The sequence below is a fragment of the Sanguibacter inulinus genome, from assembly GCF_013415325.1.
Taxonomy (GTDB): Bacteria; Actinomycetota; Actinomycetes; order Actinomycetales; family Cellulomonadaceae; genus Sanguibacter; species Sanguibacter inulinus.
Genome location: NZ_JACBYE010000030.1, coordinates 27,810 through 50,591, shown reverse-complemented (window position 1 = coordinate 50,591; position 22,782 = coordinate 27,810). Strand labels below are relative to the sequence as shown.

The 22,782-nt window shown below is 71.6% G+C and carries 21 protein-coding genes and 1 tRNA gene; 14 read left to right on the top strand and 8 right to left on the bottom strand.

Translation table 11 applies throughout. The annotated features are described in order from the left end of the window. The first annotated feature begins 3 nt into the window (after window positions 1-3). Together pstA and pstB are read left to right on the top strand one after the other, a co-directional pair. A complete protein-coding gene (gene pstA / locus HZZ10_RS12385; protein ID WP_179913742.1) occupies window positions 4-1,083 on the top strand; it encodes a phosphate ABC transporter permease PstA in 1,080 nt (359 codons plus the stop codon). Between the two features lie 37 nt (window positions 1,084-1,120). Beyond that, window positions 1,121-1,900 (top strand): phosphate ABC transporter ATP-binding protein PstB, encoded by a 780-nt coding sequence (gene pstB, locus HZZ10_RS12380; RefSeq protein ID WP_056128102.1) that lies wholly within the window; start codon window positions 1,121-1,123, stop codon window positions 1,898-1,900. A 186-nt stretch (window positions 1,901-2,086) separates the two neighbouring features. Here pstB and HZZ10_RS12375 read toward each other — a convergent pair whose 3' ends face one another. Continuing rightward, window positions 2,087-2,575, bottom strand: coding sequence for a hypothetical protein (locus tag HZZ10_RS12375; RefSeq protein ID WP_056128105.1), 489 nt, complete (start codon window positions 2,573-2,575; stop codon window positions 2,087-2,089). A 369-nt stretch (window positions 2,576-2,944) separates the two neighbouring features. Between HZZ10_RS12375 and HZZ10_RS12370 the strand changes: the two genes are divergently transcribed. The 4 genes from HZZ10_RS12370 to HZZ10_RS12355 all read left to right on the top strand — a co-directional run bounded on the left by HZZ10_RS12370 (window position 2,945) and on the right by HZZ10_RS12355 (window position 5,396). Then, window positions 2,945-3,427 (top strand): CarD family transcriptional regulator, encoded by a 483-nt coding sequence (locus tag HZZ10_RS12370; RefSeq protein ID WP_012868146.1) that lies wholly within the window; start codon window positions 2,945-2,947, stop codon window positions 3,425-3,427. Window positions 3,428-3,459: 32 nt separating this feature from the next. Continuing rightward, on the top strand, window positions 3,460-4,305 hold the full coding sequence (gene ispD, locus HZZ10_RS12365; protein ID WP_179913738.1) for a 2-C-methyl-D-erythritol 4-phosphate cytidylyltransferase: 846 nt from the start codon (window positions 3,460-3,462) through the stop codon (window positions 4,303-4,305). A gap of 32 nt (window positions 4,306-4,337) precedes the next feature. After that, a complete protein-coding gene (ispF, locus tag HZZ10_RS12360; RefSeq protein WP_179913737.1) occupies window positions 4,338-4,841 on the top strand; it encodes a 2-C-methyl-D-erythritol 2,4-cyclodiphosphate synthase in 504 nt (167 codons plus the stop codon). A gap of 81 nt (window positions 4,842-4,922) precedes the next feature. Then, window positions 4,923-5,396, top strand: a complete 474-nt coding sequence (locus tag HZZ10_RS12355; RefSeq protein ID WP_056128109.1) for a VOC family protein — start codon at window positions 4,923-4,925, stop codon at window positions 5,394-5,396. 103 nt (window positions 5,397-5,499) lie between these two features. On the opposite strand, the gene HZZ10_RS12350 is transcribed toward HZZ10_RS12355, so the two are convergent. Then, entirely contained in the window at window positions 5,500-6,972 is a 1,473-nt protein-coding gene (locus HZZ10_RS12350; protein WP_218928726.1) for a D-arabinono-1,4-lactone oxidase, read from the bottom strand. Between the two features lie 129 nt (window positions 6,973-7,101). On the opposite strand from HZZ10_RS12350, the gene HZZ10_RS12345 reads away from it, so the two are divergent. The 4 genes from HZZ10_RS12345 to rlmB all read left to right on the top strand — a co-directional run bounded on the left by HZZ10_RS12345 (window position 7,102) and on the right by rlmB (window position 11,461). Beyond that, window positions 7,102-7,707: a TetR/AcrR family transcriptional regulator gene (locus HZZ10_RS12345; RefSeq protein ID WP_179913735.1), complete on the top strand. Its 606-nt coding sequence runs from the start codon at window positions 7,102-7,104 to the stop codon at window positions 7,705-7,707. After that, on the top strand, window positions 7,704-8,909 hold the full coding sequence (locus HZZ10_RS12340; protein ID WP_179913741.1) for an alanine racemase: 1,206 nt from the start codon (window positions 7,704-7,706) through the stop codon (window positions 8,907-8,909). Before HZZ10_RS12345 ends, HZZ10_RS12340 begins: the two co-directional genes overlap by 4 nt. Window positions 8,910-9,011: 102 nt before the next feature. Then, window positions 9,012-10,445: a cysteine--tRNA ligase gene (gene cysS, locus HZZ10_RS12335; protein WP_179913734.1), complete on the top strand. Its 1,434-nt coding sequence runs from the start codon at window positions 9,012-9,014 to the stop codon at window positions 10,443-10,445. Next, the gene (gene rlmB / locus HZZ10_RS12330) at window positions 10,445-11,461 is read left to right on the top strand and encodes a 23S rRNA (guanosine(2251)-2'-O)-methyltransferase RlmB (RefSeq protein ID WP_056128118.1); all 1,017 of its coding nucleotides are present in this window, start codon (window positions 10,445-10,447) and stop codon (window positions 11,459-11,461) included. Before cysS ends, rlmB begins: the two co-directional genes overlap by 1 nt. Window positions 11,462-11,704: 243 nt before the next feature. Here the strand turns inward: rlmB and HZZ10_RS12325 are convergent, their stop codons facing one another. The 4 genes from HZZ10_RS12325 to HZZ10_RS12310 form a co-directional block, all read right to left on the bottom strand. After that, the gene (locus HZZ10_RS12325) at window positions 11,705-12,946 is read right to left on the bottom strand and encodes a DUF4032 domain-containing protein (protein WP_056128123.1); all 1,242 of its coding nucleotides are present in this window, start codon (window positions 12,944-12,946) and stop codon (window positions 11,705-11,707) included. 201 nt (window positions 12,947-13,147) lie between these two features. Continuing rightward, the gene (locus HZZ10_RS12320; RefSeq protein ID WP_179913733.1) at window positions 13,148-14,278 is read right to left on the bottom strand and encodes an ABC transporter ATP-binding protein; all 1,131 of its coding nucleotides are present in this window, start codon (window positions 14,276-14,278) and stop codon (window positions 13,148-13,150) included. A gap of 201 nt (window positions 14,279-14,479) precedes the next feature. Continuing rightward, entirely contained in the window at window positions 14,480-15,310 is an 831-nt protein-coding gene (gene otsB / locus HZZ10_RS12315) for a trehalose-phosphatase (RefSeq protein WP_179913732.1), read from the bottom strand. A gap of 2 nt (window positions 15,311-15,312) precedes the next feature. Continuing rightward, window positions 15,313-16,758, bottom strand: a complete 1,446-nt coding sequence (locus tag HZZ10_RS12310) for an alpha,alpha-trehalose-phosphate synthase (UDP-forming) (RefSeq protein ID WP_218928728.1) — start codon at window positions 16,756-16,758, stop codon at window positions 15,313-15,315. 153 nt (window positions 16,759-16,911) lie between these two features. On the opposite strand from HZZ10_RS12310, the gene HZZ10_RS12305 reads away from it, so the two are divergent. The 4 genes from HZZ10_RS12305 to HZZ10_RS12290 all read left to right on the top strand — a co-directional run bounded on the left by HZZ10_RS12305 (window position 16,912) and on the right by HZZ10_RS12290 (window position 20,885). Beyond that, complete coding sequence (locus tag HZZ10_RS12305) at window positions 16,912-18,783, top strand: serine/threonine-protein kinase (RefSeq protein WP_056128140.1); 1,872 nt, start codon at window positions 16,912-16,914, stop codon at window positions 18,781-18,783. 64 nt (window positions 18,784-18,847) lie between these two features. Further along, on the top strand, window positions 18,848-19,681 hold the full coding sequence (locus HZZ10_RS12300) for a DsbA family protein (protein ID WP_179913730.1): 834 nt from the start codon (window positions 18,848-18,850) through the stop codon (window positions 19,679-19,681). A 109-nt stretch (window positions 19,682-19,790) separates the two neighbouring features. Further along, window positions 19,791-19,863: transfer RNA gene (locus tag HZZ10_RS12295), tRNA-Thr, on the top strand. Between the two features lie 191 nt (window positions 19,864-20,054). Beyond that, window positions 20,055-20,885, top strand: coding sequence for a DsbA family protein (locus tag HZZ10_RS12290; protein ID WP_179913729.1), 831 nt, complete (start codon window positions 20,055-20,057; stop codon window positions 20,883-20,885). Window positions 20,886-20,953: 68 nt separating this feature from the next. Here HZZ10_RS12290 and HZZ10_RS12285 read toward each other — a convergent pair whose 3' ends face one another. Then, entirely contained in the window at window positions 20,954-21,814 is an 861-nt protein-coding gene (locus HZZ10_RS12285; RefSeq protein WP_082543734.1) for an SGNH/GDSL hydrolase family protein, read from the bottom strand. A gap of 57 nt (window positions 21,815-21,871) precedes the next feature. Further along, window positions 21,872-22,597, bottom strand: coding sequence for a uracil-DNA glycosylase (locus HZZ10_RS12280; protein ID WP_179913728.1), 726 nt, complete (start codon window positions 22,595-22,597; stop codon window positions 21,872-21,874). Window positions 22,598-22,782: the final 185 nt, after the last annotated feature.

Below are 22,782 nucleotides of genomic sequence, written 5' to 3'. Positions count from 1 at the left end.
CCCCTGATCTCGACCCCCGCCCCGCTGCCCGAGGGCCCGCGGCCCGGAGCCCTCGACGCCGGACGTCGACGCTCCCGCCTCGCGTCCTGGGTCCCGTGGGCCGTCGCCGGCGGCTCAGTCGTCGTGTCCTTCCTCGTGGTGCTCGTCCTGGGGACCCCGACCGTCGCCTCGGTCGTCGCCCTCGCCGCGGTGCTCTACGCGGTGTCGATCAGCGTCGTCTCCCGCATCGTCGAGGGCCCGCGCTGGGCTGCCGACCGTGTCGCGACCACCCTGGTGACCTTCGCCTTCGGCATCGCGCTCATCCCGCTGGTGTCGCTGCTGTGGACCGTGCTGCAGAAGGGCTCGACGCTCTTCTCCTTCACCTTCCTCAACACGAACATGCTCGGCGTCTTCGGAGACATGACCGAGGGCGGTGTCTACCACGCGATCGTGGGCACCGTGCTCATCACGACGGCGGCCGCGGTGATCTCCGTCCCGGTCGGCATCCTCACGGCGGTCTACCTCGTCGAGTACGGGCGCGGGCCGCTCGCCAAGGGCATCACCTTCCTCGTCGACGTCATGACGGGCATCCCGTCGATCGTCGCGGGCCTCTTCGCCTTCGCGCTGTTCACGCAGGTCTTCGGCCCGGCCTACCGCGCCGGGATCATGGGTGCTGCGGCGCTCTCGCTGCTCATGACCCCCGTGGTGATCCGCTCGGTCGAGGAGATGCTGCGCCTGGTCCCGAACGAGCTGCGCGAGGCGTCCTACGCCCTCGGTGTGCCCAAGTGGCTGACCATCGTCAAGGTCGTGCTCCGCACGGCTATCGCCGGGATCGTCACGGGTGTCATGCTGGCTGTGGCACGCGTCATCGGTGAGACGGCGCCCCTGCTGCTCACTGTCGGCATCATCACCCAGGTGAACTGGGACCTGTTCGACGGTCGCATGACCACGCTCCCCGTCTTCGCGTACAACCAGTACTCGCAGGGCGGCGTCGGGGTCGACCGCGCCTGGGCCGCAGCGCTCACCCTGATCCTCATCGTCATGCTGCTCAACGTGCTCGCACGCCTGATCAGCCGCTTCTTCTCCCCGAAGGCTTCTCGCTGAGACTGCCCATCCGGGAGTCCGCACAGAAAGGCACCACATGTCCAAGCGCATCGAGGTCAACGACCTCAACGTCTACTACGGGGACTTCCTCGCGGTCGAGGACGTGTCGATGACGATCGAGGCCAGGTCGGTCACGGCGCTCATCGGCCCCTCAGGCTGTGGCAAGTCGACCTTCCTGCGGACGCTCAACCGCATGCACGAGGTGATCCCGGGGGCGCGCGTCAAGGGCAAGGCCGTCATGGACGGGCAGAACCTCTACGCCGCGGACGTCGACCCCGTCGAGGTCCGGCGCCAGGTGGGCATGGTCTTCCAGCGCCCGAACCCCTTCCCGACGATGTCGATCGCCGAGAACGTGCTGGCCGGCGTCAAGCTCAACAACAAGCGGATCTCGAAGTCCGACGCCGAGGACCTCGTCGAGCAGTCGTTGAGCAAGGCGAACCTCTGGAAAGAGGTCAAGGACCGTCTCGCCCGCCCGGGCTCCTCTCTCTCCGGTGGTCAGCAGCAGCGTCTCTGCATCGCCCGGGCGATCGCGGTCAAGCCTGACGTCCTGCTCATGGACGAGCCCTGCTCGGCCCTCGACCCGATCTCGACGCTCGCCATCGAAGACCTCATGGCCGAGCTCAAGGACGACTACACGATCGTCGTGGTCACCCACAACATGCAGCAGGCCGCGCGCGTGAGCGACCGGACGGCGTTCTTCAACATCGCCGGCACGGGCAAGCCCGGCAAGCTCATCGAGATGGACGACACCTCGACGATGTTCTCGTCGCCGTCGCAGCAGGCCACCGAGGACTACATCTCGGGCCGCTTCGGGTGATCGTCGCTCCTGGTCCCGCTGCCAGGCGCTCTTCGGGGGGAGAGCGCAGGGCGGCGGGGCCAGGCTCGCGTCCTGCGTGAGCCGCACGGGACCCCGACGTGGTCCGTGCCTCGTGCAGGGCGGGCAGCGTGCTGTGAGCCGCCTCTGGGAGCGACCGTGCTGCTGTCTGCTGCTGCTGAGGAGACCTCAGGGCATCTGGGGCGAGGGGATCGAGGAGATCACGTCGCGGTACTCCGGCAGCGTGCCGTCGAGGACGGGGACGGCGACCGAGGTCATGACACCGCTCGGGTCCGTGATGGTCATGGGCAGGTTCGAGCCCGGGGCGACGGGGACGGCCTCGAAGAAGGTCGCGGTGCCGTCGGCGAAGAAGTTCACGGTGTCGCGGCCGTCGATCGGCACGCCGAGGGACGCCGTGCCGTCGGCGGTCGCGAGGAGCAGCTCGCCCGGCTCGGCGCTCGAGTTCGTGGCGCCGCCCAGCAGCCGGCCCGGCTCGCCCTCACCCTCGGTCACGAGCATGAGGTTCTCGACAGTCATGGTCCCGGCGACGGCCCGGACGCCGTCCGAGGCGGCGTACGGCTTGTCCGTGGTCACGGGGGAGCACGCGGACAGCACGAGCCCGAGGCCGACGACGCCGGCGGCCAGTGCTGCGCGGGACTTCTTGGTCTGACGGATCACTCGTACTCCTGTGTCGGTGTGCGGACAGCGCGCCTGGCGCGCGAGCACGCCGGCAGTCTGCCGCAAGCCTAGTTCGTCTGCCGATCCCCAGGAAGTCAAGGGCCTATGGTCCGTGCCACAGATCTGACGTCTCGCGCTGCGACGTCGTCTCGCGGGCTGACCGGTGCCTCCTGGCGCGCAGCCGGTGGCGTGCGGCGACCGCGCGGTGACCACGCGGCGACCACGCGGCGACCGGGCTGCGTGGGGTGCTCGTGCGGACCGCTGCCCCGGTCGAGGACCGGCTCCGCGTTCAGGGGACGTCGCGACGGGCGCGGAATTTCAACGTTCTGCCGTGGTAAGATGGATATCCGCGAAAGGGGACTGCCACAGATGACGTTCACAGTTGGGGAGACCGTTGTCTACCCGCACCACGGTGCCGCTCTGATTGAAGAGATCAAGACTCGCACCATCCGCGGCGAGGACAAGCTCTACCTGAAGCTCAAGGTAGCGCAGGGGGACCTGACCATCGAGGTCCCCGCTGAGAACGTCGACCTCGTCGGCGTCCGTGACGTGGTGGGCCAGGAAGGTCTCGACCGCGTGTTCGAGGTCCTCCGTGCCCCGTACACCGAAGAGCCCACGAACTGGTCTCGCCGGTACAAGGCCAACGTCGAGAAGATCGCCTCGGGCGACGTCATCAAGGTGGCCGAGGTCGTCCGCGACCTCTCCCGTCGTGACGCCGACCGTGGCCTCTCCGCAGGCGAGAAGCGCATGCTGGCCCGCGCCCGCCAGATCCTCGTGTCGGAGCTCGCTCTCGCCGAGCACACCGAAGAGGAGAAGGCCGAGGCCATCCTCGACGAGGTCCTCGCGTCCTGACGGACCGCGTCGACCACCCTGGAACCCGTCCCATGACTCCGTCGGCCGTCGCGGTCCTCACCGCGGCCGGCTCCGGCGCCCGTCTCGGTCTCGGGTACCCCAAGGCGCTGGCAGAGCTGGCGGCGTGCACCCTCGTGGGGCACGCCGCCAGTCGTCTGTCTGCTTCCGGCGAGATCACCCAGATCGTCGTGACAGCGCCTGCGGAGCACCACGGCGCTGTGAGCGAGGCGCTCTCCGCCACCCCGGGCGTCACCGTCCCGTGGCGGGTGGTCGAGGGCGGACCGAGCAGGCAGGCCTCGGTCGCCGCCGGCCTCGCCGAGCTCGCCCGCACCATGGACGCGGGCGCCCCCTACGACGTGGTGCTCGTGCACGACGCAGCGCGCCCGCTCGCCTCAGCCGCTCTCGTCTCGCGGGTCGTCGCAGCCGTCCGCGAAGGTGCCGGTGCTGTGGTGCCTGGACTGCCCGTGACCGACACGATCAAGTCGGTCGCGGTGTCGGCCGACGGTCCTGAACGCGTCACCGGGACCGTGGACAGGTCGGTGCTCCGGGCCGTCCAGACCCCCCAGGGCTTCGCGTGGGACCTGCTGCTGCGGGCCCACGCGGCCGGCGCTGACCGCGCGCAGGACGAGTCGACGGCCGCGACCGACGACTCCTCGCTCGTCGAGGCTCTCGGCGAGGCCGTCCACGTGGTGCCGGGCGAGGCCGCAGCGTTGAAGATCACGACCACCTACGACCTCGCCGTCGCCGGGCTGCTGCTCGCGGAGGCTGTGGCCGGCACGGACGCGGCTGACACCGGCAGTCCGGTCACGAGCCAGCCCACGACCGCCGTGCCGACGACCGGCGTGCCCAAGACCGCCGTGCCGACGACCGGCGCGTGACCATCCCGTCCGACGACCGGAGCAGCAGACCGATGACCAGCGACCAGCCCGTCCCCCTCCCGCGCATCGGCACGGGCACCGACGTGCACGCCTTCGCCGACCCCGCCGACGGGCGCGAGCTGTGGGTCGCCGGTCTGCACTGGCCTGGGGAGAACGGGCTCGCCGGGCACTCCGACGCGGACGTGGTCGCCCACGCGGCGGCCGACGCGATCTTCTCCGCGACAGGCCTCGGCGACCTCGGGTCCAACTTCGGCACGAGCGCCCCCGAGTGGGCCGGGGCGAGCGGCGCAGCCCTCCTCGCCGAGGCCGCAGGGCGTGCTCGTGCCGCGGGGTTCCGGATCGGGAACGTCGCGGTCCAGCTCGTCGGGAACCGGCCCCGCCTCGGTGCCCGCCGTGCGGAGGCCGAGCGGGTGCTCAGCGAGGCCGCCGGAGCGCCCGTGACGGTCACCGCCACGACGACCGACGGCCTCGGGCTCACCGGCCGCGGAGAGGGCGTCGCGGCGCTCGCGACAGCCCTCGTCGTCCACGAGGGCTGACCGCCCCGGGGTCTGTCCTGCGCGCAGCGCCAGGTCTACGCTGAGTGGCACCCGCCCGACGACGCGCACCAGGAGCCAGCCGTGCAGAAGATCTTCCCGTGCCTGTGGTTCGGCGACCAGGCAGAGCAGGCCGCCGAGTTCTACGTCTCCGTGTTCGAGCGCTCCAGCATCCTCGAGGTGTCGCGCTACGGACCCGGAGCGCCCCTGCCCGAGGGCACAGCGCTCGTCGTCACCGTCGAGATCGACGGCTCGGTGGTCCGTGCCCTCAACGGCGGTCAGGACATCCCCTTCTCTGACGCGACGTCCCTGGTCGTGCAGGCCGAGACGCAGGACGAGGTCGACAGGCTCTGGGAGGCGCTCACCGCAGACGGCGGCGCCCCGGGCCGCTGCGGCTGGCTCAAGGACAAGTTCGGCTTCTCCTGGCAGATCGTGCCCGAGCGGCTCGGCGAGGTCATGCAGCAGCCCGACCCCGCCGCGGCGATGAGGGTCATGGAGGCGCTCATGGCGATGGACAAGATCTCGCTGCCAGACCTCGAGGCTGCTGCGCGCGGCTGAGGTCAGCCGGACGTGCGGCTGAGGTCAGCCGGACGCTCGATACCGCCGCGAGCCGCCGCCAGCCGTCGCGCCCAGCCGCGAGCCGCCGCCAGCCGCCGCGAGCTCAGCCGAAGAGACGTGTCGTGTAGGCGTTGGCGAAGAGCCGACCGGGGTCGTAGGCGTCGCGCACCGCGCAGAAGTCCTCGAGGCGCGGGTAGAGCCCGACGAGGTCGTCCCGGCGCAGGGAGTGCAGCTTGCCCCAGTGCGGGCGTCCCCCTGCGGCGCGGAAGATCTGCTCGACGCCCTCGAAGTACCTGTCCCGCGGCATCCGGGCGTACTGGTGCACAGCGACGTAGGCCGACTCGCGACCGTAGGCCGTCGACAGCCAGACGTCGTCGGCCGCGGTGAACCTCACCTCGACCGGGAACGGCACGTGCACGCCCGAGACCGTGATCCACCTGTCGACCTCCCGGAGCACCTCGACCACGTCGGCCCTCGGGAGGGCGTACTCCATCTCCGCGAAGCGCACCCGACGCCGTGACACGAAGACCTCGTGCGAGGCCGCCGCGTAGGTGCGGGGAGCGAGCGCCCGTGAGGCGACCGCGTTGATCTGCGGCGTGAGCCGTGGCGCCGCCGTGGCGATCTCGTTCGTCAGCCAGAACACCCCGTTGGAGAGCAGCTCGTCGTCGACCCACCGCCGCCCCGAGGCCCACGCGTCCAGGGTCCGCCGGGCGATCTGCCCGGTCACGCCGTGAGCTGCTGACGACGGCGGACGGACGCCCGGGACGCCCTCCCACGGGAGATCGGTGCCCATCCCTGCAGGCCCGGCCAGCCTGTCGTTGCGCTTGGTCAGAGCCCTGCGGGTGTGCGGGAACCAGTACATCTCCATGTGGTCGTGCGCGTCGACGAGGTTGCCTGGCCCGTCGAGGCGCTCGAGCACCTCGTCGAGGGGGCAGGGTTCTTCGCGGGCGACCAGCCAGAAGGCCGGGACAGCCAGGATCGTCACGGCCAGCACCACCCCGACCGCGCCGAGGCCGAGGCGCGCGGCCTCGAAGAGGTCGGGGGAGGACTCAGGGCTCGTCTCGAGGACCTCACCTGCCGCCGTCATGACGCGCACGCCCCGGACCCGTGCCGCCAGCCCGGTGAACCTGACGCCTGTGCCGTGCGTCCCGGTCCCGAGGGCGCCCGCGACGGTCTGCCGGTCGATGTCCCCGAGGTTCTCGAGGGCCAGGCCCCGCCGGGCGAGGGCCAGGTTGAGCGCGCCCAGCCGCATGCCGGCGCGCACGGTGACGAGCGCTCGACCGTCCCCGAGCGGGAGCACCCGCTCGACCTGCTCGTGGTCGTGCCCGTCGGCCGCCCGGACCGACCGTCGGTCGAGCCGGGCGAGGTCGACCATCGTCCCCGACGTGGTCGCGGCACCTGTGAAGGAGTGGCCGCTGCCCACGACCCGGAGCCCCTCGCCGTGCTCGGCGGCGCCGGCGAGGGCCTCGCGGAGCTCGTCGGTCGAGCGTGGCTCGACGACGGCCCGCGGCCGGCACTGCGCAGTGCCGCCCCACGTGGTCCAGACAGCGGGACGCCTGCCAGGCGGGATCCTCATGCTGAGCACTATGGAGCCCGTGCAGACCATGGTCAAGCATCCAGATGGTGCACCATGATGGTCTGACGTCTCACGGCGAGAGCGCCGAGGACGACGCACGACGGACCAGCAGAAGAGGAGCGCGGCGCGATGGGTTGGTCACTCGAGGAACGACGCGGGCGCATCGTCGACGCCGCCGTCCAGCTCGCCACCGACCGCGGGATCGAGCACCTCACGCTGCGCGCTGCGGCGGACGTCGCCGGGATGTCGTGGGACACCGCCCGCGAGAGCTTCGACGACCACGCCGACCTGCTGCGTGCCGTGAGCACAGCGGTGACCCGGCTCAACGTCCCCGTCGACGACGTCGACCTCACGGCGGTCCCCGAGGGCGAGAGCTTCGAGGACCGGGCACTCGCGGTCGCGCACGGGTTCTGGGACCAGCTGACCTCCGACCGGGAGCTCCAGCTGGTGAGCTTCGAGATCTTGGTCCTCGCGCTGCGGCGCACGGCGCTGCGTCCGCTCGCCGCCGGCCAGCAGGAGGACCAGCGGGACCTCGCCGCGCAGGTCCTCACCGAGTTCGCCGAGAGAGACGGCGTCACGTGGGACCGTCCTGTCGCCGAGGTCGCGCGCTTCGTGGCGACCTTCCTCGACGGCCTCACGACCTCGTGGATGATCGACGGCGACGACGACGCGGCCGCAGCCCAGCTCGAGCTGCTCGTGCGGTCATTGGCGCTCTTCGTCGAGGACCCGTCCTGACCGGCGGGCAGCTCGTCGCGCGGCTCGACGCCGCGACCGCCGGTCTGCCCGCTCCCCTCGCCGTCGTCGACCTCGACACCTTCGACCGCAACGCCGCCGCGCTGGTCGCCAGGGCGGCCGGGACCCCGGTGCGCCTGGCCACCAAGTCCGTCCGTGTCCGTGCCCTGGTCGAGCGCGCGCTCGCGGTCCCGGGCTTCGCAGGGCTCATGGCCTACTCGCTCCGTGAGGCGCTGTGGCTCGTCGAGACCATGCCCGGCGCGGCGACCGACGTGCTCGTCGCCTACCCCTGCGTCGACCCGGTCGCCCTCACCGAGCTCTGCAGGTCACCCGAGGCGCTCGCACGCATCACGCTGGTGGTCGACGACCCGGCGCACCTCGACCGTGTCGTCGCGGCCAGGCGCGCCGCAGAGGGCCCGGACGCACCGGTCCGGCTGTGCCTCGACGTCGACGCCTCGTTGAGGGTCGGGCCCAGGCGCTGGGCGCAGGTGCACCTCGGGGTCCGGCGCTCGCCCGTGCACACCCCCGAGGAGGCCGCGGCCTTCGCCGCGCGGGTCGCGGCGACGTCAGGCGTCCGGCTGGTCGGGCTGATGTTCTACGAGGCGCAGGTCGCCGGTCTGCCGGACACGAGCCCAGCCGTCCGGCTGGTGAAGCGGCTCTCGGTGCGCGACCTCGACAGGCGCAGGCCCGCCGTCCTCGCGGCGGTCGAGCGGCACGTCGGGACGCTCACTCTGGTGAACTCCGGGGGTACGGGGTCGATCGAGACCTCCGCGGCGGACCCTGTCGTCACCGAGGTGGCTGCAGGCTCGGGGCTCTACGCGCCAGGCCTGTTCGACGGGTACAGGGCGCTCGGCGTCCAGCCCTCCGCCTTCTTCGGTCTCGACGTCGTACGCCATCCCTCGCCGCGTGTCGTCACGGCCTACGGCGGCGGGTACGTCGCCTCCGGGCCTCCGTCGGCCGTCCGCCAGCCGCGACCTGTCGGGCGCGGGATCAGGCTCACCGCGCGAGAGGGGGCGGGCGAGGTGCAGACCCCCCTCGAGGTCTCCCGCGGGGTCCGGGTCCCCGCGATCGGTGACCGCGTGTGGTTGCGGCACGCCAAGGCCGGGGAGGCTCTCGAACGCTTCGACCAGGTGCACCTCGTCCGCGGCAGCGCCGTCGTCGAGACCGTGCCGACGTACCGCGGCGAGGGCCGGAACCACGGCTGAGCCCGCCGCCGACCGCCCCGGGCCGGCGTCTTGGAGGGTGGACACCGCCGTCCAGGTGCGGCGATGCCACGCTAGCGTTCCCGCCCCGGTAGCCTGGGGCCTGTGAGCCTCCGCCTGTATGACACCGCTACGCGTGACGTGCGCGACTTCGTCCCCCTCGTCGAGGGTGAGGTCGGCGTGTACGTCTGCGGGGCGACGGTCCAGGGGATGCCGCACATCGGGCACATGCGCTCGGCCGTCGCCTTCGACGTGCTCGCCCGCTGGCTCGGGCGCACGGGCCACCGGGTGACCCTGGTCCGCAACGTCACCGACATCGACGACAAGATCCTCGCCAAGTCCGCCGCGGCCGGCGAGCCCTGGTGGGCGTGGGCCGCGACGCACGAGCGCGCCTTCACGCACGCCTACGACGCTCTCGGCAACCTCCCGCCGACCTACGAGCCGCGGGCCACCGGCCACGTGACCGACATGGTCGCGCTCATGGAGCGACTCGTCGCCGCCGGGCACGCCTACCAGGCGGGCGAGGGCGACGTGTACTTCGACGTCCGCTCCTGGGAGCCCTACGGCTCCCTGACCAACCAGCGCCTCGAAGACCTCACCCCGGCGACCGAAGAGGTCGACGCGGGGGTCAAGAAGGACCCGCGCGACTTCGCGCTGTGGAAGGCTGCGAAGCCCGGTGAGCCCACGACGGCGTCGTGGCCCACGCCCTTCGGCCGTGGGCGCCCCGGGTGGCACCTCGAGTGCTCGGCCATGGCGCAGCGCTACCTGGGTGACACCTTCGACATCCACGGGGGCGGCCTCGACCTGCGCTTCCCGCACCACGAGAACGAGCAGGCCCAGTCGCGCGCGGCAGGGTACGACTTCGCACGGCTGTGGATGCACTCGGCCTGGGTCACCCAGGGCGGGGCGAAGATGAGCAAGTCGCTCGGCAACGGGCTGCTCGTCACCGAGGTGCTCGGCCGGACCCGCGCGGCCGTGCTGCGCTTCGCGCTCGCGGGCGTGCACTACAGGTCGATGCTCGAGTGGACGGCGGAGACCGTCGCCGACGCCGACACCACGTGGGACCGCTTCGTGGGATTTGTCGACAGGGCGACCGAGCGGGTCGGTACGGTGACCGTCGACGAGGTCGTGGCAGCAGAGCTGCCGTCGGCCTTCGTCACGGCGATGGACGACGACCTCAACGTCTCTGCGGCCCTCGCGGTCGTGCACGAGCACCTCAAGGCCGGCAACACAGCGCTCGCCGGGGGCGACGACACGGCAGCCCGTACCGAGCTGGTGCTCGTGCGGTCGATGCTCGACGTGCTCGGTCTCGACCCGGCCGCGTGGGCGACCTCGTCGACCACGAACAGCTCAGCGACGGCGCTCGACGCGCTCGTCACCTGCGAGCTCGAGGCACGTGCGCAGGCGCGCGCGGCCAAAGACTTCGCCACCTCGGACGCCATCCGGGACCGCCTCGCGCGGGCCGGGATCGTCGTCGAGGACTCGACTCTCGGCGCGCGATGGACACTCGCGGCCACGACTACGGAGGACCAGGACTGATGGCAGGCAACTCACAGCGCCGCGGAGCGGTGCGCAAGCCCGGTTCGAAGAAGGGCGCGAAGACAGGTTCGGGCGGATGGGGACGGCAGGCCCTCGAGGGCCGCGGCCCGACCCCCAAGGCCGAAGAGCGTCCCTACCACGTGGCGGCGAAGCGCAAGGCTGGTGCCGAGCGCGCCGGGGCGACGGGCACGGCTCCGCGCTCCAACGGCCGTCCGAGCGGCGGCAGCCGTCCGACAGGACGTGGCAAGGGCCCGAAGAAGTCGGGTTCGGCCACCCACGAGATGGTCTCGGGGCGCAACGCCGTCCTCGAGGCGCTCCGCGCGCGCATCCCCGTCACGACGGTCTACATCGGCACGCGCCTCGAGGCTGACGACCGCACCCGCGAGATCCTGCAGATCGCCTCGGGCCGCGGCTACAACCTCCTCGAGGTGACCAAGCCCGAGCTCGACAGGCTGACCGACGACTCCGTGCACCAGGGTGTCGCCATCCAGGTCCCGCCCTACGAGTACCGCGACCCCGAGGACCTCCTCGACGCCGCGGCAGAGGCCGACCAGCCTGCGCTGATCGTCGCCCTCGACGGTGTCACGGACCCCCGCAACCTCGGCGCCGTGCTGCGCTCGGCGGGTGCCTTCGGCGCCCACGGCGTGCTGGTGCCCGAGCGTCGCTCCGCCGGTGTCACGGCCTCGGCGTGGAAGGTCTCGGCCGGTGCCGCGGCCCGCGTCCCCGTGGCCCGTGCCACGAACCTCACGCGCACGCTGCTCGAGTACAAGTCGGCGGGCTGCTTCATCGTCGGTCTCGACGGGGGCGGCGAGGTGTCGGTCGGAGACCTCGCCTTCTCGGTCGACCCGATCGTCCTGGTCGTCGGCTCCGAGGGCAAGGGCCTCTCGCGCCTGGTCCGCGAGACCTGCGACGCGATCGCGTCGATCCCGATCGCCTCGGCTGTCGAGTCCCTCAACGCCGGTGTCGCGGCGGGCATCGCCCTCTACGAGGTCGCGAAGGTCCGCGCCGAGGCCTGACGACCACAGACAGCACGAGGCGTCGGCTCCGGCCGACGCTCACCACGACCCCGAGGCCTCACGGTCTCGGGGTCGTCGTGCATCCAGGAGCTCGCCCAGCTCCCCCCGAGGTCGCCCAACCGAGCACGAGGTCGTACAGACACGCCAGAACGGACCCGTCTAGAGACGTTCTTGGCGTGTCTGTACGACCTCGTGGTTGTCGGTGCGACTTCGGGGGGAGGAGCGGAAGGGGAGGAGCCCCTGCTACTCCTGCTGGTCTGCGGACTCTGGGGGGAGGCCGAGGATCGCCATCTCGTCGGGGCGGTCGCGCAGGACGTTGTCCACGTAGCTGGCCACGGCCTCGGAGAGCGGGACGTCCCGGCCCTGCTTCTCGGAGATGAACCAGCGGTGGTCGAGGACCTCGTGGAACAGCTGGGCGGGCTCGAGCTTGCGGCGCTGGTCGCGCGGGACGGCGCGGACCGTCGGCTCGAAGACCCCGGACAGCCAGTCGTGCGCGACGAACTCTTCTTCGTCGTTCTGGCGGTCGGTCGCGGCCCTGTAGGAGTCGAGGTCGTTGAGCAGGCGCCGGGCCTGGTTCTCCTGGACGTCGAGCCCCGTGAGGCGCAGCAGACGCCGTGAGTGGTGACCGGCGTCGACCACCTTCGGCTGGATCTGCACGCTCGTGCCGTCGATGTCTGTCGTGATCTCGAGCTCGCCGACGTCGAAGCCCAGGTGGTTGAGGCGCTCGATGCGGGCGGCCACGCGCCAGCGGTCCTCGGAGTCGAAGGACTCTTCGTCGGTGAGCGCGCTCCACAGCTCGTTGTAGCGGTCGACCAGGGCGTCGCCGATCGCGATGGTGTCGACGTCCTCGTCGAGGAAGTCGCCGGCAGCGAGGTCCATGAGCTCGCCGATGATGTTCGTCCGGGCGAGGTCGACGTCGTAGTTGCGCTGGCCGTCGGTCAGCTGGGGGTGCAGGTCGCCGGTCTCGGCGTCCACGAGGTACGCGGCGAAGGTCTCGGCGTCGCGGCGGAACAGCGTGTTGGACAGCGACACGTCACCCCAGTAGAAGCCGATGAGGTGCAGACGCACGAGGAGCACGGCGAGGGCGTCGATGAGACGCGTCGCGGTGTCGGGGCGCAGGGTCTGGCTGAACAGCGAGCGGTAGGGCAGCGAGAACTGCAGGTGCTTGGTGATGAGCACGGCCTCGAGCCGCTCACCGTTCGCGTCCTGCCGACCGGTGATGACCCCGACCGGCTCGACGCTGGGCACGCTGATGCGGCTCAGCTGGCGCAGCAGCTCGTACTCGCGGTAGGCGACAGACTCGCCGATCTCCTTGACGGCGATCACGCCACCGGACATCTTGACGAAGCGCACGATGTGCCGCGAGATACCGCGGGGGAGCGCCGCGAGGACGGACGAGGGCCACTGCTCGAGCGGGACGTCCCACGGGAGGTCGAGGAGCGCCGGGTCGGGCGAGGCAGCGGTGATCTGGAGGTTGTGCGCCACGGGTGCGGTCCTTTCCGTGGTGGGAGCCGCACGCGGGCGCTCCGACCGTGGGGTCGCGGTGCGCCGTCGACCGGCGCGCAAGAGTGTCAGCTGTCAGTGGACCACATGCGTGGCCCGGCACGGAAAGCGACGGGACGAGACGAGGAGCACAGCAAAGGGCGGGTACCGACCAGCTGGTCCGTACCCGCCCTCGCTGTCACGTCACTGGCTGGAGAGACGCAGACCCGTGCTGGGCGAGAAGACGTGCTCCTGGCCCTGGCGGATCGAGACGTAGATGCGCTCGCCCTTGGCGGGTGCGGTTCGCGGGTTGATGCGGACGATGACCTCGTGGTCGCCGGCACCGGCCGACGAGAGGTCGGCGCCGCCGAGGTCACCCTTGAGGGTGCCGTAGACGAACGCGTCGGAGCCGAGCTCCTCGACGATGTTGACCTGGACCTCGAGGGCGGCCGGGTCGGTCTCGCTGACGATGTCGAGGGCCTCGGGACGGAACCCGAGGGTGACCTTGCCCTTGTCCTCGGCCGTGAGACCAGCAGCAGCCTCGCGGGACAGCGGGATGCGAGCCTTGCCGATCTCCGCGACGCCGTTCGAGACCGTGAAGGTGCCGAGGTTCATGGCCGGGGAGCCGATGAAGCCTGCGACGAACACGTTCTTGGGGGAGTCGTACATCTCGCGCGGCGTGCCGACCTGCTGGAGGAGACCGTCCTTGAGGACCGCGATGCGGTCACCCATGGTCAGCGCCTCGGTCTGGTCGTGCGTGACGTAGACGGTCGTGACGCCGAGGCGGCGCTGGAGCGACGCGATCTGCGTACGGGTCTGGACACGGAGCTTGGCGTCGAGGTTCGAGAGCGGCTCGTCCATGAGGAACACCTGCGGCTGGCGCACGATGGCACGACCCATGGCGACACGCTGACGCTGACCACCCGAGAGGGCCTTCGGCTTGCGGTCGAGGTACTCGGTGAGGTCGAGGATCTTCGCGGCCTCTTCGACACGGCTGCGGATCTCCGCCTTCGGCTTGCCGGCGATCTTGAGCGCGAAGCCCATGTTGTCGGCGACCGACATGTGGGGGTACAGCGCGTAGTTCTGGAACACCATCGCGATGTCGCGGTCCTTGGGCTGCACGTCGGTGACGTCACGGTCACCGATGAGGATGCGGCCCGCGTTGACGTCCTCGAGGCCTGCGAGCATGCGCAGCGAGGTGGACTTTCCACAACCCGAGGGGCCGACGAGGACGAGGAACTCGCCGTCTTCGACGTGGAGGTTGAGCTGGTCCACCGCAGGACGCTCGGTCCCGGGGTAGATGCGGCTTGCGTGGTCGTACGTGACCGTAGCCATGGCGATACATCCCTTCACCGGCAGGTACGTGCCGGACGATCCGTTGTGAAAGGTGTCAGAAGCGTCTTCGCTGACACACCCACACCTGCGACGGTGTGAGCCAGGACTCATCCTGCCACAGAATCTGGGGGGTGGTGTCTCGGACGGGTCTCGGTCTCACGAGGTGCTCGTGCGCTTGGGGCCGGGACCCGTCCGGAGGTGTCAGGAGAGCAGGTCCGCCACCGTCGCGAGGACCTGCGCGGCTTCGTCGACCGAGGCCACCCGGAACCGCGCAGCGGTCTCGCCCGCGCCGACCTTGACGGTGACGTCGGTCGGTGCGAGCACCTCGAAGGCCCGTTCGTCGGTCACGTCGTCCCCCATGTACAGGACGGCTGCCGCGCCGAGCTCGTCGCGCAGCCGGGTGAGCGCGAGCCCCTTGGAGGTGTCGAGCACGGCGATCTCGACGACGTCCTTGCCGGTCATCGTGTGAGCGCCGTAGCGGGCGCCGACGGCGCGGGCGGCGTCCCCGGCGCGCTCGGCCGCGCCGGGCCCGGCCCGGCGGGTGTGCAGCACGGCGGCCGAGGGCTTGTCCTCGACCCAGGCACCCTCGGCCTCGGCGGCGACGGCCTCGAGCCCGGCGCGCACGCCGTCGAGGGTCGCGCGCTCGTCGGGCGTGAGGGCGAAGGGGTGCCGCTCGACCGACGACGTGCCCTCTACGTCGGAGGTCTCGGCGTCGGCTGACGCGGCGACCACGTGGCCCTGCTCGGCCCCGTGGCTGCCGACGAGCGATGTGCCGACGGGAGCACCCGACAGCTGCGCCAGCGTCGCGAGGTCGCGTCCCGAGACGAGCGCGAGGCGGACGTCTGCCGGGGGGAGAGCGGCGAGCCTCTCGAGCGCCGCAGCAGCGGCAGCCGTGGGCGCGGACGCCGACGGGTCGTCGAGCAGCGGTGCGAGCACCCCGTCGAAGTCGCTCGCGACCAGGACGGGGTGACCGGCGGAACGCGCTGCGACGAAGGTCGCGAGCGCCGAGGTGAGGTCCTGCTCGAGCGTCATCGTCATCCTCGGTCGTGGGACGCGAGGTCCCGTCGGTGCGCCGCTGCGGTCGCGTCGCCTCGGGCGTCGTCAGAGTGGGTCTGGTCGCCGTCCTGCGGGATCGCGAGGGTGTCGAGGAACCGGCTCGACCACTTCGCGACGTCGTCGGTGAGGACCCTGCGGCGCAGCCGGCGCATGCGCTTGCGCTGCTCCTTGGGGTCCATCGTGGCGGCGCGCAGGATCGCGTCCTTCATGCCGTCGATGTCGTGCGGGTTCACCAGGACAGACCCGGCGAGCTCGTCGGCAGCCCCGGTGAACTCGGACAGCACGAGCACGCCCGCGTCGTCCGAGCGCGCGGCGACGTACTCCTTGGCGACGAGGTTCATGCCGTCGCGCAGGGAGGTGACGAGCATGACGTCGGCCGCGAGGTACAGGGCCGCCATCTCCTCGGGAGGGTAGGAGTGGTGCAGGTAGTGGATCGCGCTGTGGCCGATCTCGCCGTACTCGCCGTTGATGCGCCCGACGAGGACCTCCACGTGCTCGCGGAGCTCCTGGTACGCGCCGACGTTCTCGCGGCTCGGGCTCGCGACCTGCACGAGGGTGCAGTCGGCCGGGTCGAGGCTGCCGTCCTGCAGGAGCTCGCCATAGGCCTTGATGCGGTGCCGGATGCCCTTGGTGTAGTCGAGACGGTCGACACCGAGCATGACGATCTTCGGGTCGCCCAGGTCGTGACGGATCTCGCGGGCGCGGGCCTGCACCTCGGGGGAGCGGGCGAGCTCGTCGAAGCGGCGCGAGTCGATCGAGATCGGGAAGGGCGCCGCGCGCACCGTCCGGGCCGGGGCCCCGTCGGTCGCGGGGACATGGATCATCTGGCCGCGCGTGGTGAGGTCGGTCAGGCGGCGCACGGCACGGGAGAAGTTCGCGGCGTCACCGGCCCGCTGGAAGCCGATGAGGTCGGCGCCGAGCAGCCCCTCGACGACCTGGCGGCGCCAGGGGAGCTGCTGGAAGATCTCGAGCGGGGGGAAGGGGATGTGGTCGAAGAACCCGATCCGCAGGTCCGGGCGGATCTTGCGGAGCATCCCCGGGACGAGCTGCAGCTGGTAGTCCTGCACCCACACCATGGCACCGTCGGCAGCCTGCTCGGCTGCGGCCTCGGCGAAGCGCTGGTTCACCTTGCGGTAGGTGTCCCACCACTGCCTGTGGAAGGCAGGGGGCGCGATCACGTCGTGGTAGAGCGGCCAGAGGGTGTCGTTGGAGAACCCCTCGTAGTAGCGCTCGACCTCGCCAGCGCTCAGGGTCACCGGGACCAGGCGCATGTCGTCGGCGTCGAAGGGGTCTGCCTCGAGGCCTGGGGAGCCGGCCCAGCCGACCCAGGCGCCGTCGGCGCTCTGCATCACGGGCTCGAGCGCCGTGACCAGGCCTCCTGGAGATCTCTGCCAGCTGACGGTCCCGTCGTCGTCGACCGACATGTCGACCGGGAGGCGGTTCGCCACCACAACAAGGTTGAAGCCATCTTTACCCACGCGTGATCAACTCCTTGGATGTGGTCCAAGGGTATAGACACTGTGCGCACGGTGCTCAATGAGCCCGTGTGAGGCTGCTCTCCAGCGTACGGTAGCCCGATGGAGCGGATCGGACTAGAGCCCGGGACCGAGGTCGGCGGGTACAGGATCGTCTCGCCCCTCGGGGCGGGCGCGATGGGGGCTGTGTACCGCGCTGTCGACGGCGGCGGGAACGTCGTGGCCTTCAAGGTGCTCCACGCGCACGTCGCAGCAGACGCCGACATGCGGGCCAGGCTCGGTCGTGAGATCGCGGCGCTGCGCCGCGTGGACCACCCGGCCGTGGCCCACCTGCTCGACGCCGAGCCTGACGCCTCCGACATGTTCATCGTGACCGAGCTCGTCGACGGGCCGACCCTCGAGGCGGAGATCGCCGACGGTGGCCCCCTCGGGCCGACAGACCTCTACGAGCTGGCCGACCAGCTCGCCGACGCCCTCGTCGCCGTGCACGCCGCCGGGGTGATCCACCGCGACCTCAAGCCGAGCAACGTCCTCATCAGCCCGGAGGGGCCCGTGCTCATCGACTTCGGGATCGCCCACGGGCTCGAGGACGCCCGCATGACCTCTGTCGGCTTCGTCATGGGCACCCCCGGCTACCTCGCGCCCGAGCTCATCGACCGCGGCGACCCCTCGCCCGCGAGCGACTGGTGGGGCTGGGCCGCGATGCTCGTCTACGCGGCGACAGGACGCGCGCCCTTCGGTGTGCGACCCCTCGACGCCGTCATCGCCCGGGCCCACTCGGGCGACCCCGACACCGCAGGGCTCGGGCCCGTCACGACAGCCGCGCTGCGCGGTGCGCTCGACGCGAACCCGGCCCGCCGGTGGTCGGCCGACCGTGTCGTCGAGGCGCTCCGGGTGGCCGCCGACCGCGGCGACACCCCGGGGACCACGTGGTCTGGGCTCGGCGGCTACGGCTCTCTCGCCCCGGGTGCGGCAGCAGCCGTCGGTGCCACCCAGGTGCAGGGGCCGCAGCCCGACGGGACCGAGGTGCTCGGCAGCCAGGTCGGTGGACCGGCCGGCGCGCAGCCCTCCGGGACCGAGGCCTACGGCTCGTGGCCCGACGACGGCACCCAGGTCGCGTCGGTGGCGGCGCGCGAGGGGACGGGCACAGCGATCATGCCCGTCACCTTCGACAAGGAGCCCTACCCGTCCCAGCCGATGCCACCCTCGTACGGCCCGGGCGGTGACGGTCAGTCCCGGTATCAGGGCCAGGCCGGACCGCCGCAGGGCCAGCCCGGGCCGCCGCAGGGCTTCGACCCTGTCCTCCCCGGCTACCAGGGCGGACCGGAGCGCGGCTACGTCCCGCCGCCCGTGCCGCACAGGCCGCTGGCCGTGTTCGCGCTCGCGGTGCCCTTCGTCCTCGCCGCCGCGACCTTCCCCGGGCGGGCGCTCGTCGCGCTCCTCGCCGTCGTCCTGGTGTGCCGCGTCGTGGGGATCAGCCACTCGAGCCTGCACGGGCGGCGCGAGCAGCGTGGGGTGCGGGCCTCTGACACCGCTCAGGCTGTCCTGCGGGCCCCGTGGCACGTGGTGCGCGCAGTCCTCGCGACGATCCCGTCCGTGCTCGTCGCGGCGAGCGCCGTCGTCGTGCTCTGCGGACCTGTGTGGTGGTTGCTCACCACGGACAGGCTGGTCATCGGGTCGAACGGCTCGGGCGGAGGCACAGCCCCGGACGGGGGCAACGAGCCCTGGGTGTACGCGACGCTCCTCGGGGCCGCTGCGCTCCTCGCTGCTGTCCTGCTGTGGTTCGGACCCGTGACCTCGCTCGCCCGGCACGGGGCCAGGGTGGTCCTGCGCACCGTGGCGCCCGGGTGGATCGGCACCCTCGTGATCGTGCTCCTCGCGGCGCTCGTGAGCTGGTTGTTCCTCGGTGCTGTCCTCGACGGGAGGGCTGTCGAGTGGGCGCCCCTCCAGGAGCCGCCCAGGTTCGATCGGTAGTGTCGGGGGCTGACGCAGACCCCGGCGCACCCCCATCCCCCACGCTTCGCCCCGAGAGTCCTTCATGCTCAGCACCCACCCCCAGAGGTCCACGGCGGACCGCCGCGCCCAGGCGCAGGCGAACGCCGACCAGGCCGCGCGCGACCAGGCGCGGCGAGACCGTCGTACCCGCGTCGTCCTCGGGGCAGCCGCAGCGCTCGCCGTCCTCACCGTCGCGCTCGTCGTGTGGTTCGTGCTCGGACGCGGTGGCCCTCAGGTCGAGGGGATCAGCGAGCTGCCTGAGGGCGTCGACGCGCCCTCGGTCTCCGACGCCCACGGTGGCATCTCCTTCGGGGCCAGCGGCGAGGCCGGGTCGACCTCGGGCGAGGACGCCGTGCGCGTCGACGTCTACGTCGACTTCCTCTGCCCGGCGTGCGCCCAGCTCGAGGACGTCAACGGCGCCGACCTCGAGAGCCTGCGGTCCGAGGGGTCGGCGACGGTGGTGCTCCACGCCATCAGCTTCCTCGACGCCAAGTCCGACGGCGGCAGCTATTCGACCCGCGCCGCGGCAGCCTTCGCCTACGTCGCCGACGAGGCCCCCGCCCAGGCCTACGACTTCCAGGCGGCGCTCTTCGACAGCCAGCCGACCGAGGGGTCTGCGGCGCTCAGCGACGAGCAGATCGAGGGCATCGCGGTCCGGGTGGGCGTGCCTGCAGACGTCGCCGAGGGCATCGACGGGGAGCGCTACAGGGACTTCGTCGGTGCGCTCACCCAGGTGGCCTTCGGCGACCCGGACCTCCTCGACGACCAGGGCCGGTTCACGACGCCGACGATCCTCGTCGACGGCACGGTGTTCGAGGGCGACTGGAGCAGACCGGGTGAGCTGCGGGCTGCTGTCGAGGCCGCGGCCGCAGACTGACACCGGCCCTGACCGGCCCTGACCGGCCCTGACCGGCACAGACCGACCTCGGTTTCCCTCCACGGGCCGAGCAGGTAGAGTGGCGCACCGCACGGACCCACCCGTGCATGCCGCCTTAGCTCAGCTGGTAGAGCATCCGCCTTGTAAGCGGAAGGTCGTCGGTTCGAACCCGACAGGCGGCTCCGTCGCTCGCTGCGACCCCGACCCGTCTCTCGCCTCGCACGACGCGACCCGACCCACCCCTCCAGACGTCTCCTGACGGCAGCGCCGGTCCGGTAGCGTCTGTCCGAGCAGGCTGCGCGTCCAGCGTCCGTCCAGGATCGCGCCGTACTCTCCTCACGCCGACCCTCATCCGACGAATGGTTCCGAACTCATGGTCACCAAGCCCCCGCAGTCGCCCAAGGCAGACCGCCGTGAAGCTGCGCGCGCCCAGGCTCTCAAGCTCCAGCAGGAGCAGCTGCGCCGCGAGAAGCGCACGCGCATCACGATCTTGTCGTCGATCGTGGCAGGGCTCGTCGTCGTCGGGCTCATCGTCTGGCTGATCCTGCGCAGCGCGGGCCCGGACTTCACGGGCGCGAGCGAGATCCCCGCCGACGTCGCGCGTCCCGCGACGGCGACCGAGAACGGCGGCGTGACCTTCGGCGTCGACGGCGTCGCCGGGACCAACTCGGGCGCTGACGCCGTGAACGTGGACGTGTACCTCGACTACATGTGCCCCATCTGCGGTCAGTTCGAGGACACCAACTCCGAGGCCCTCGACCAGCTCCGTGAGGCCGGCGACATCACGCTGACCGTCCACGCGATCTCGATCCTCGACCGCGTGTCGCAGGGGTCCGCGTACTCGACCCGCTCCGCGCAGGCCTTCGCCTTCATCGCGGACCAGGCGCCGGAGCAGGCCCTCGACTTCAGCGAGGCGCTGTTCGCCCAGCAGCCCGCCGAGAACACCGCGGGTCTCTCGGACGAGCAGCTCGTCTCGATCGCGGAGAGCGTGGGTGTCCCGGCCGACATCGCGGCGAAGATCCCGGACCTCACCTTCAAGGAGTTCGTCGACGCGAAGACGCAGGTCGCCCTCGGCGACCCCGCGCTGAAGAACGACCAGGGCAGCTTCGGCACACCGACCATCCTCATCAACGGCGAGCAGGTCACCTCGAACTGGACGGTCCCGGGCAACCTCACGACCGAGATCCAGGCCGCCAAGGGCTGATCGCCCCCTCGCACGCAGCACAGCAACGAGGACCCCGACCGTCACGGTCGGGGTCCTCGTCCGTGTGCTCAGGCGAAGGGTGTGAGCTCCGGGTACTTCGCCGTGCGGCTGTCACCCGAGGAGCGGCGGCGCAGACGCCGCGACGCCCAGGGGCCGACGTGCTCGCGGAGCCAGTGCGCGTTCTCCCGCACCCACTCGATGCGCGGGACGGGCGGCAGCGGCGTGAGCGGGTCGTCCCACGCGGCGTCGTCGGGCGCCTGCCCGAGCCCGACGAGGGCAGCCTCGGCAACTCGGCGGTGGCCGTCGGTCGTGAGGTGGATACGGTCGTCGGCCCACATGCGCCAGTCGTGGAGCGACCGCATGCCCCACAGGTCGAGGACGTGCGCGCCGTGGCGCTGGGCGATCGACCAGAGGTGCGCGTTGAGGATGCCTGTGCGGCCACGGGTCATGCCCACGAGCGGGCTGTCCGAGGCGTCGAAGCCGGTACCGAGCAGCACGTCCGCCCCGGTCTCGCGGATGCGGACCACGGCCTCCTCGATGCTGCGGGCGACCTGGTCGACGTCGACCGAGGGCCGCAAGATGTCGTTGCCACCCCCGATGAGGCTGACCAGGTCGGGCTTCATCTCGAGGGCGACGGGCAGCTGGTCGCCCAGGATCGACCGGATCTGCTTGCCGCGGATCGCGAGGTTCGCGTAGAGCAACGGGTCCTGGCCAGAGTCGATGCGCCTGTGCGAGAGCGACCTCGCCAGGAGGTCGGCCCAGCCGCGGCACTGCGCAGGGTCGGCGGGCTCGGCGTCCCAGAGGCCCTCGGTGAAGGAGTCCCCGACGGCGACATAGCGCGCCCAGGGACCCGGCGCAGGCAGGTGCACGGTCCCTTCGGAGGGGTCGGTCGGTGCATCGGTCGCTGGGGCGGTGTCGTCATGGTCCACCTGTCCATTCTGTACCTCGCCCCGGACAGGTGGATCCGCCAGGTCCCGGTCGTGCCTCTAGAAGAGTGCGTCGTCCGCCGACGGCAGCGACCAGTCGACAGGCGAGGCTCCCTGGGCCACCAGCAGCTCGTTGACGCGGGAGAAGGGCTTCGACCCGAAGAACCCGCGCCGGGCCGACAACGGGCTCGGGTGGGCGGACTCGACCACCGGGACGTCGCGCAGGGCCGGTCGCAGCGTCGCGGCGTCTCGTCCCCACAGGACGGCGACGAGCGGACCGCCGCGCTCGACGAGGGCCTCGATGGCGCGGTCTGTCACCTGCTCCCACCCGGCGCGTCGGTGAGACCCCGCCTCGCCTGCGGCGACGGTGAGCACCCTGTTGCAGAGCATGACGCCCTGCGCCGACCACGCCGAGAGGTCGCCGTTCGCGGGGGTGGGGACCCCCACGTCGTCCCGGAGCTCGGTGACGATGTTGGCGAGGGACCGGGGGAGCGGGCGCACGTGGGGCTGGACCGAGAAGGACAGACCCATCGGGTGCCCGGGGGTCGGGTACGGGTCTTGCCCGACGACGAGGACCTTGACGGTGGCGAGCGGGTCTCGGAAGACGCGCAGCACGTCGTCGCGCGCCGGGAGCACGGAGCCGGGCGCTGCGTCGGCGAGGAGCTCGGCGTCGAGACGGTCGATGGTCTCGGCGACGGGTGCGAGCGCCTCGGCCCAGTCCGGGGCGACGTCGTCGAGCAGGTGGCGGCGGTCGGCCGAGGGGTGGGCGAAGAGTGCGTCTGCCATCTGGAGAGCCTCGCAGACAAGCCCGGGTCGGCGCACGCCGGAGCAGCCGGAGCCCTGCGCAGGACGAATGACACGGGTGTCATTCGCGCGTACGATCGGACGCGGTGAAGCCCTCGTCGCGTGGGGGACGCCGTGCTGCGAGCCACGGCCCGCACCGCGTCGGTGATCCACGGCGTGCACCCAGG

What these genes read in the sequence shown, in the direction of transcription:
- pstB (WP_056128102.1), top strand. Translation starts at nt 1,121, where the DNA reads ATGTCCAAGCGCATCGAGGTCAACGACCTCAACGTCTACTACGGGGAC.
- HZZ10_RS12370 (WP_012868146.1), top strand. Translation starts at nt 2,945, where the DNA reads ATGACGTTCACAGTTGGGGAGACCGTTGTCTACCCGCACCACGGTGCC.
- ispD (WP_179913738.1), top strand. Translation starts at nt 3,460, where the DNA reads ATGACTCCGTCGGCCGTCGCGGTCCTCACCGCGGCCGGCTCCGGCGCC.
- ispF (WP_179913737.1), top strand. Translation starts at nt 4,338, where the DNA reads ATGACCAGCGACCAGCCCGTCCCCCTCCCGCGCATCGGCACGGGCACC.
- HZZ10_RS12350 (WP_218928726.1), bottom strand. Translation starts at nt 6,972, where the DNA reads ATGAGGATCCCGCCTGGCAGGCGTCCCGCTGTCTGGACCACGTGGGGC.
- HZZ10_RS12345 (WP_179913735.1), top strand. Translation starts at nt 7,102, where the DNA reads ATGGGTTGGTCACTCGAGGAACGACGCGGGCGCATCGTCGACGCCGCC.
- rlmB (WP_056128118.1), top strand. Translation starts at nt 10,445, where the DNA reads ATGGCAGGCAACTCACAGCGCCGCGGAGCGGTGCGCAAGCCCGGTTCG.
- HZZ10_RS12320 (WP_179913733.1), bottom strand. Translation starts at nt 14,278, where the DNA reads ATGGCTACGGTCACGTACGACCACGCAAGCCGCATCTACCCCGGGACC.
- otsB (WP_179913732.1), bottom strand. Translation starts at nt 15,310, where the DNA reads ATGACGCTCGAGCAGGACCTCACCTCGGCGCTCGCGACCTTCGTCGCA.
- HZZ10_RS12310 (WP_218928728.1), bottom strand. Translation starts at nt 16,758, where the DNA reads ATGTCGGTCGACGACGACGGGACCGTCAGCTGGCAGAGATCTCCAGGA.
- HZZ10_RS12305 (WP_056128140.1), top strand. Translation starts at nt 16,912, where the DNA reads ATGGAGCGGATCGGACTAGAGCCCGGGACCGAGGTCGGCGGGTACAGG.
- HZZ10_RS12300 (WP_179913730.1), top strand. Translation starts at nt 18,848, where the DNA reads ATGCTCAGCACCCACCCCCAGAGGTCCACGGCGGACCGCCGCGCCCAG.
- HZZ10_RS12290 (WP_179913729.1), top strand. Translation starts at nt 20,055, where the DNA reads ATGGTCACCAAGCCCCCGCAGTCGCCCAAGGCAGACCGCCGTGAAGCT.
- HZZ10_RS12280 (WP_179913728.1), bottom strand. Translation starts at nt 22,597, where the DNA reads ATGGCAGACGCACTCTTCGCCCACCCCTCGGCCGACCGCCGCCACCTG.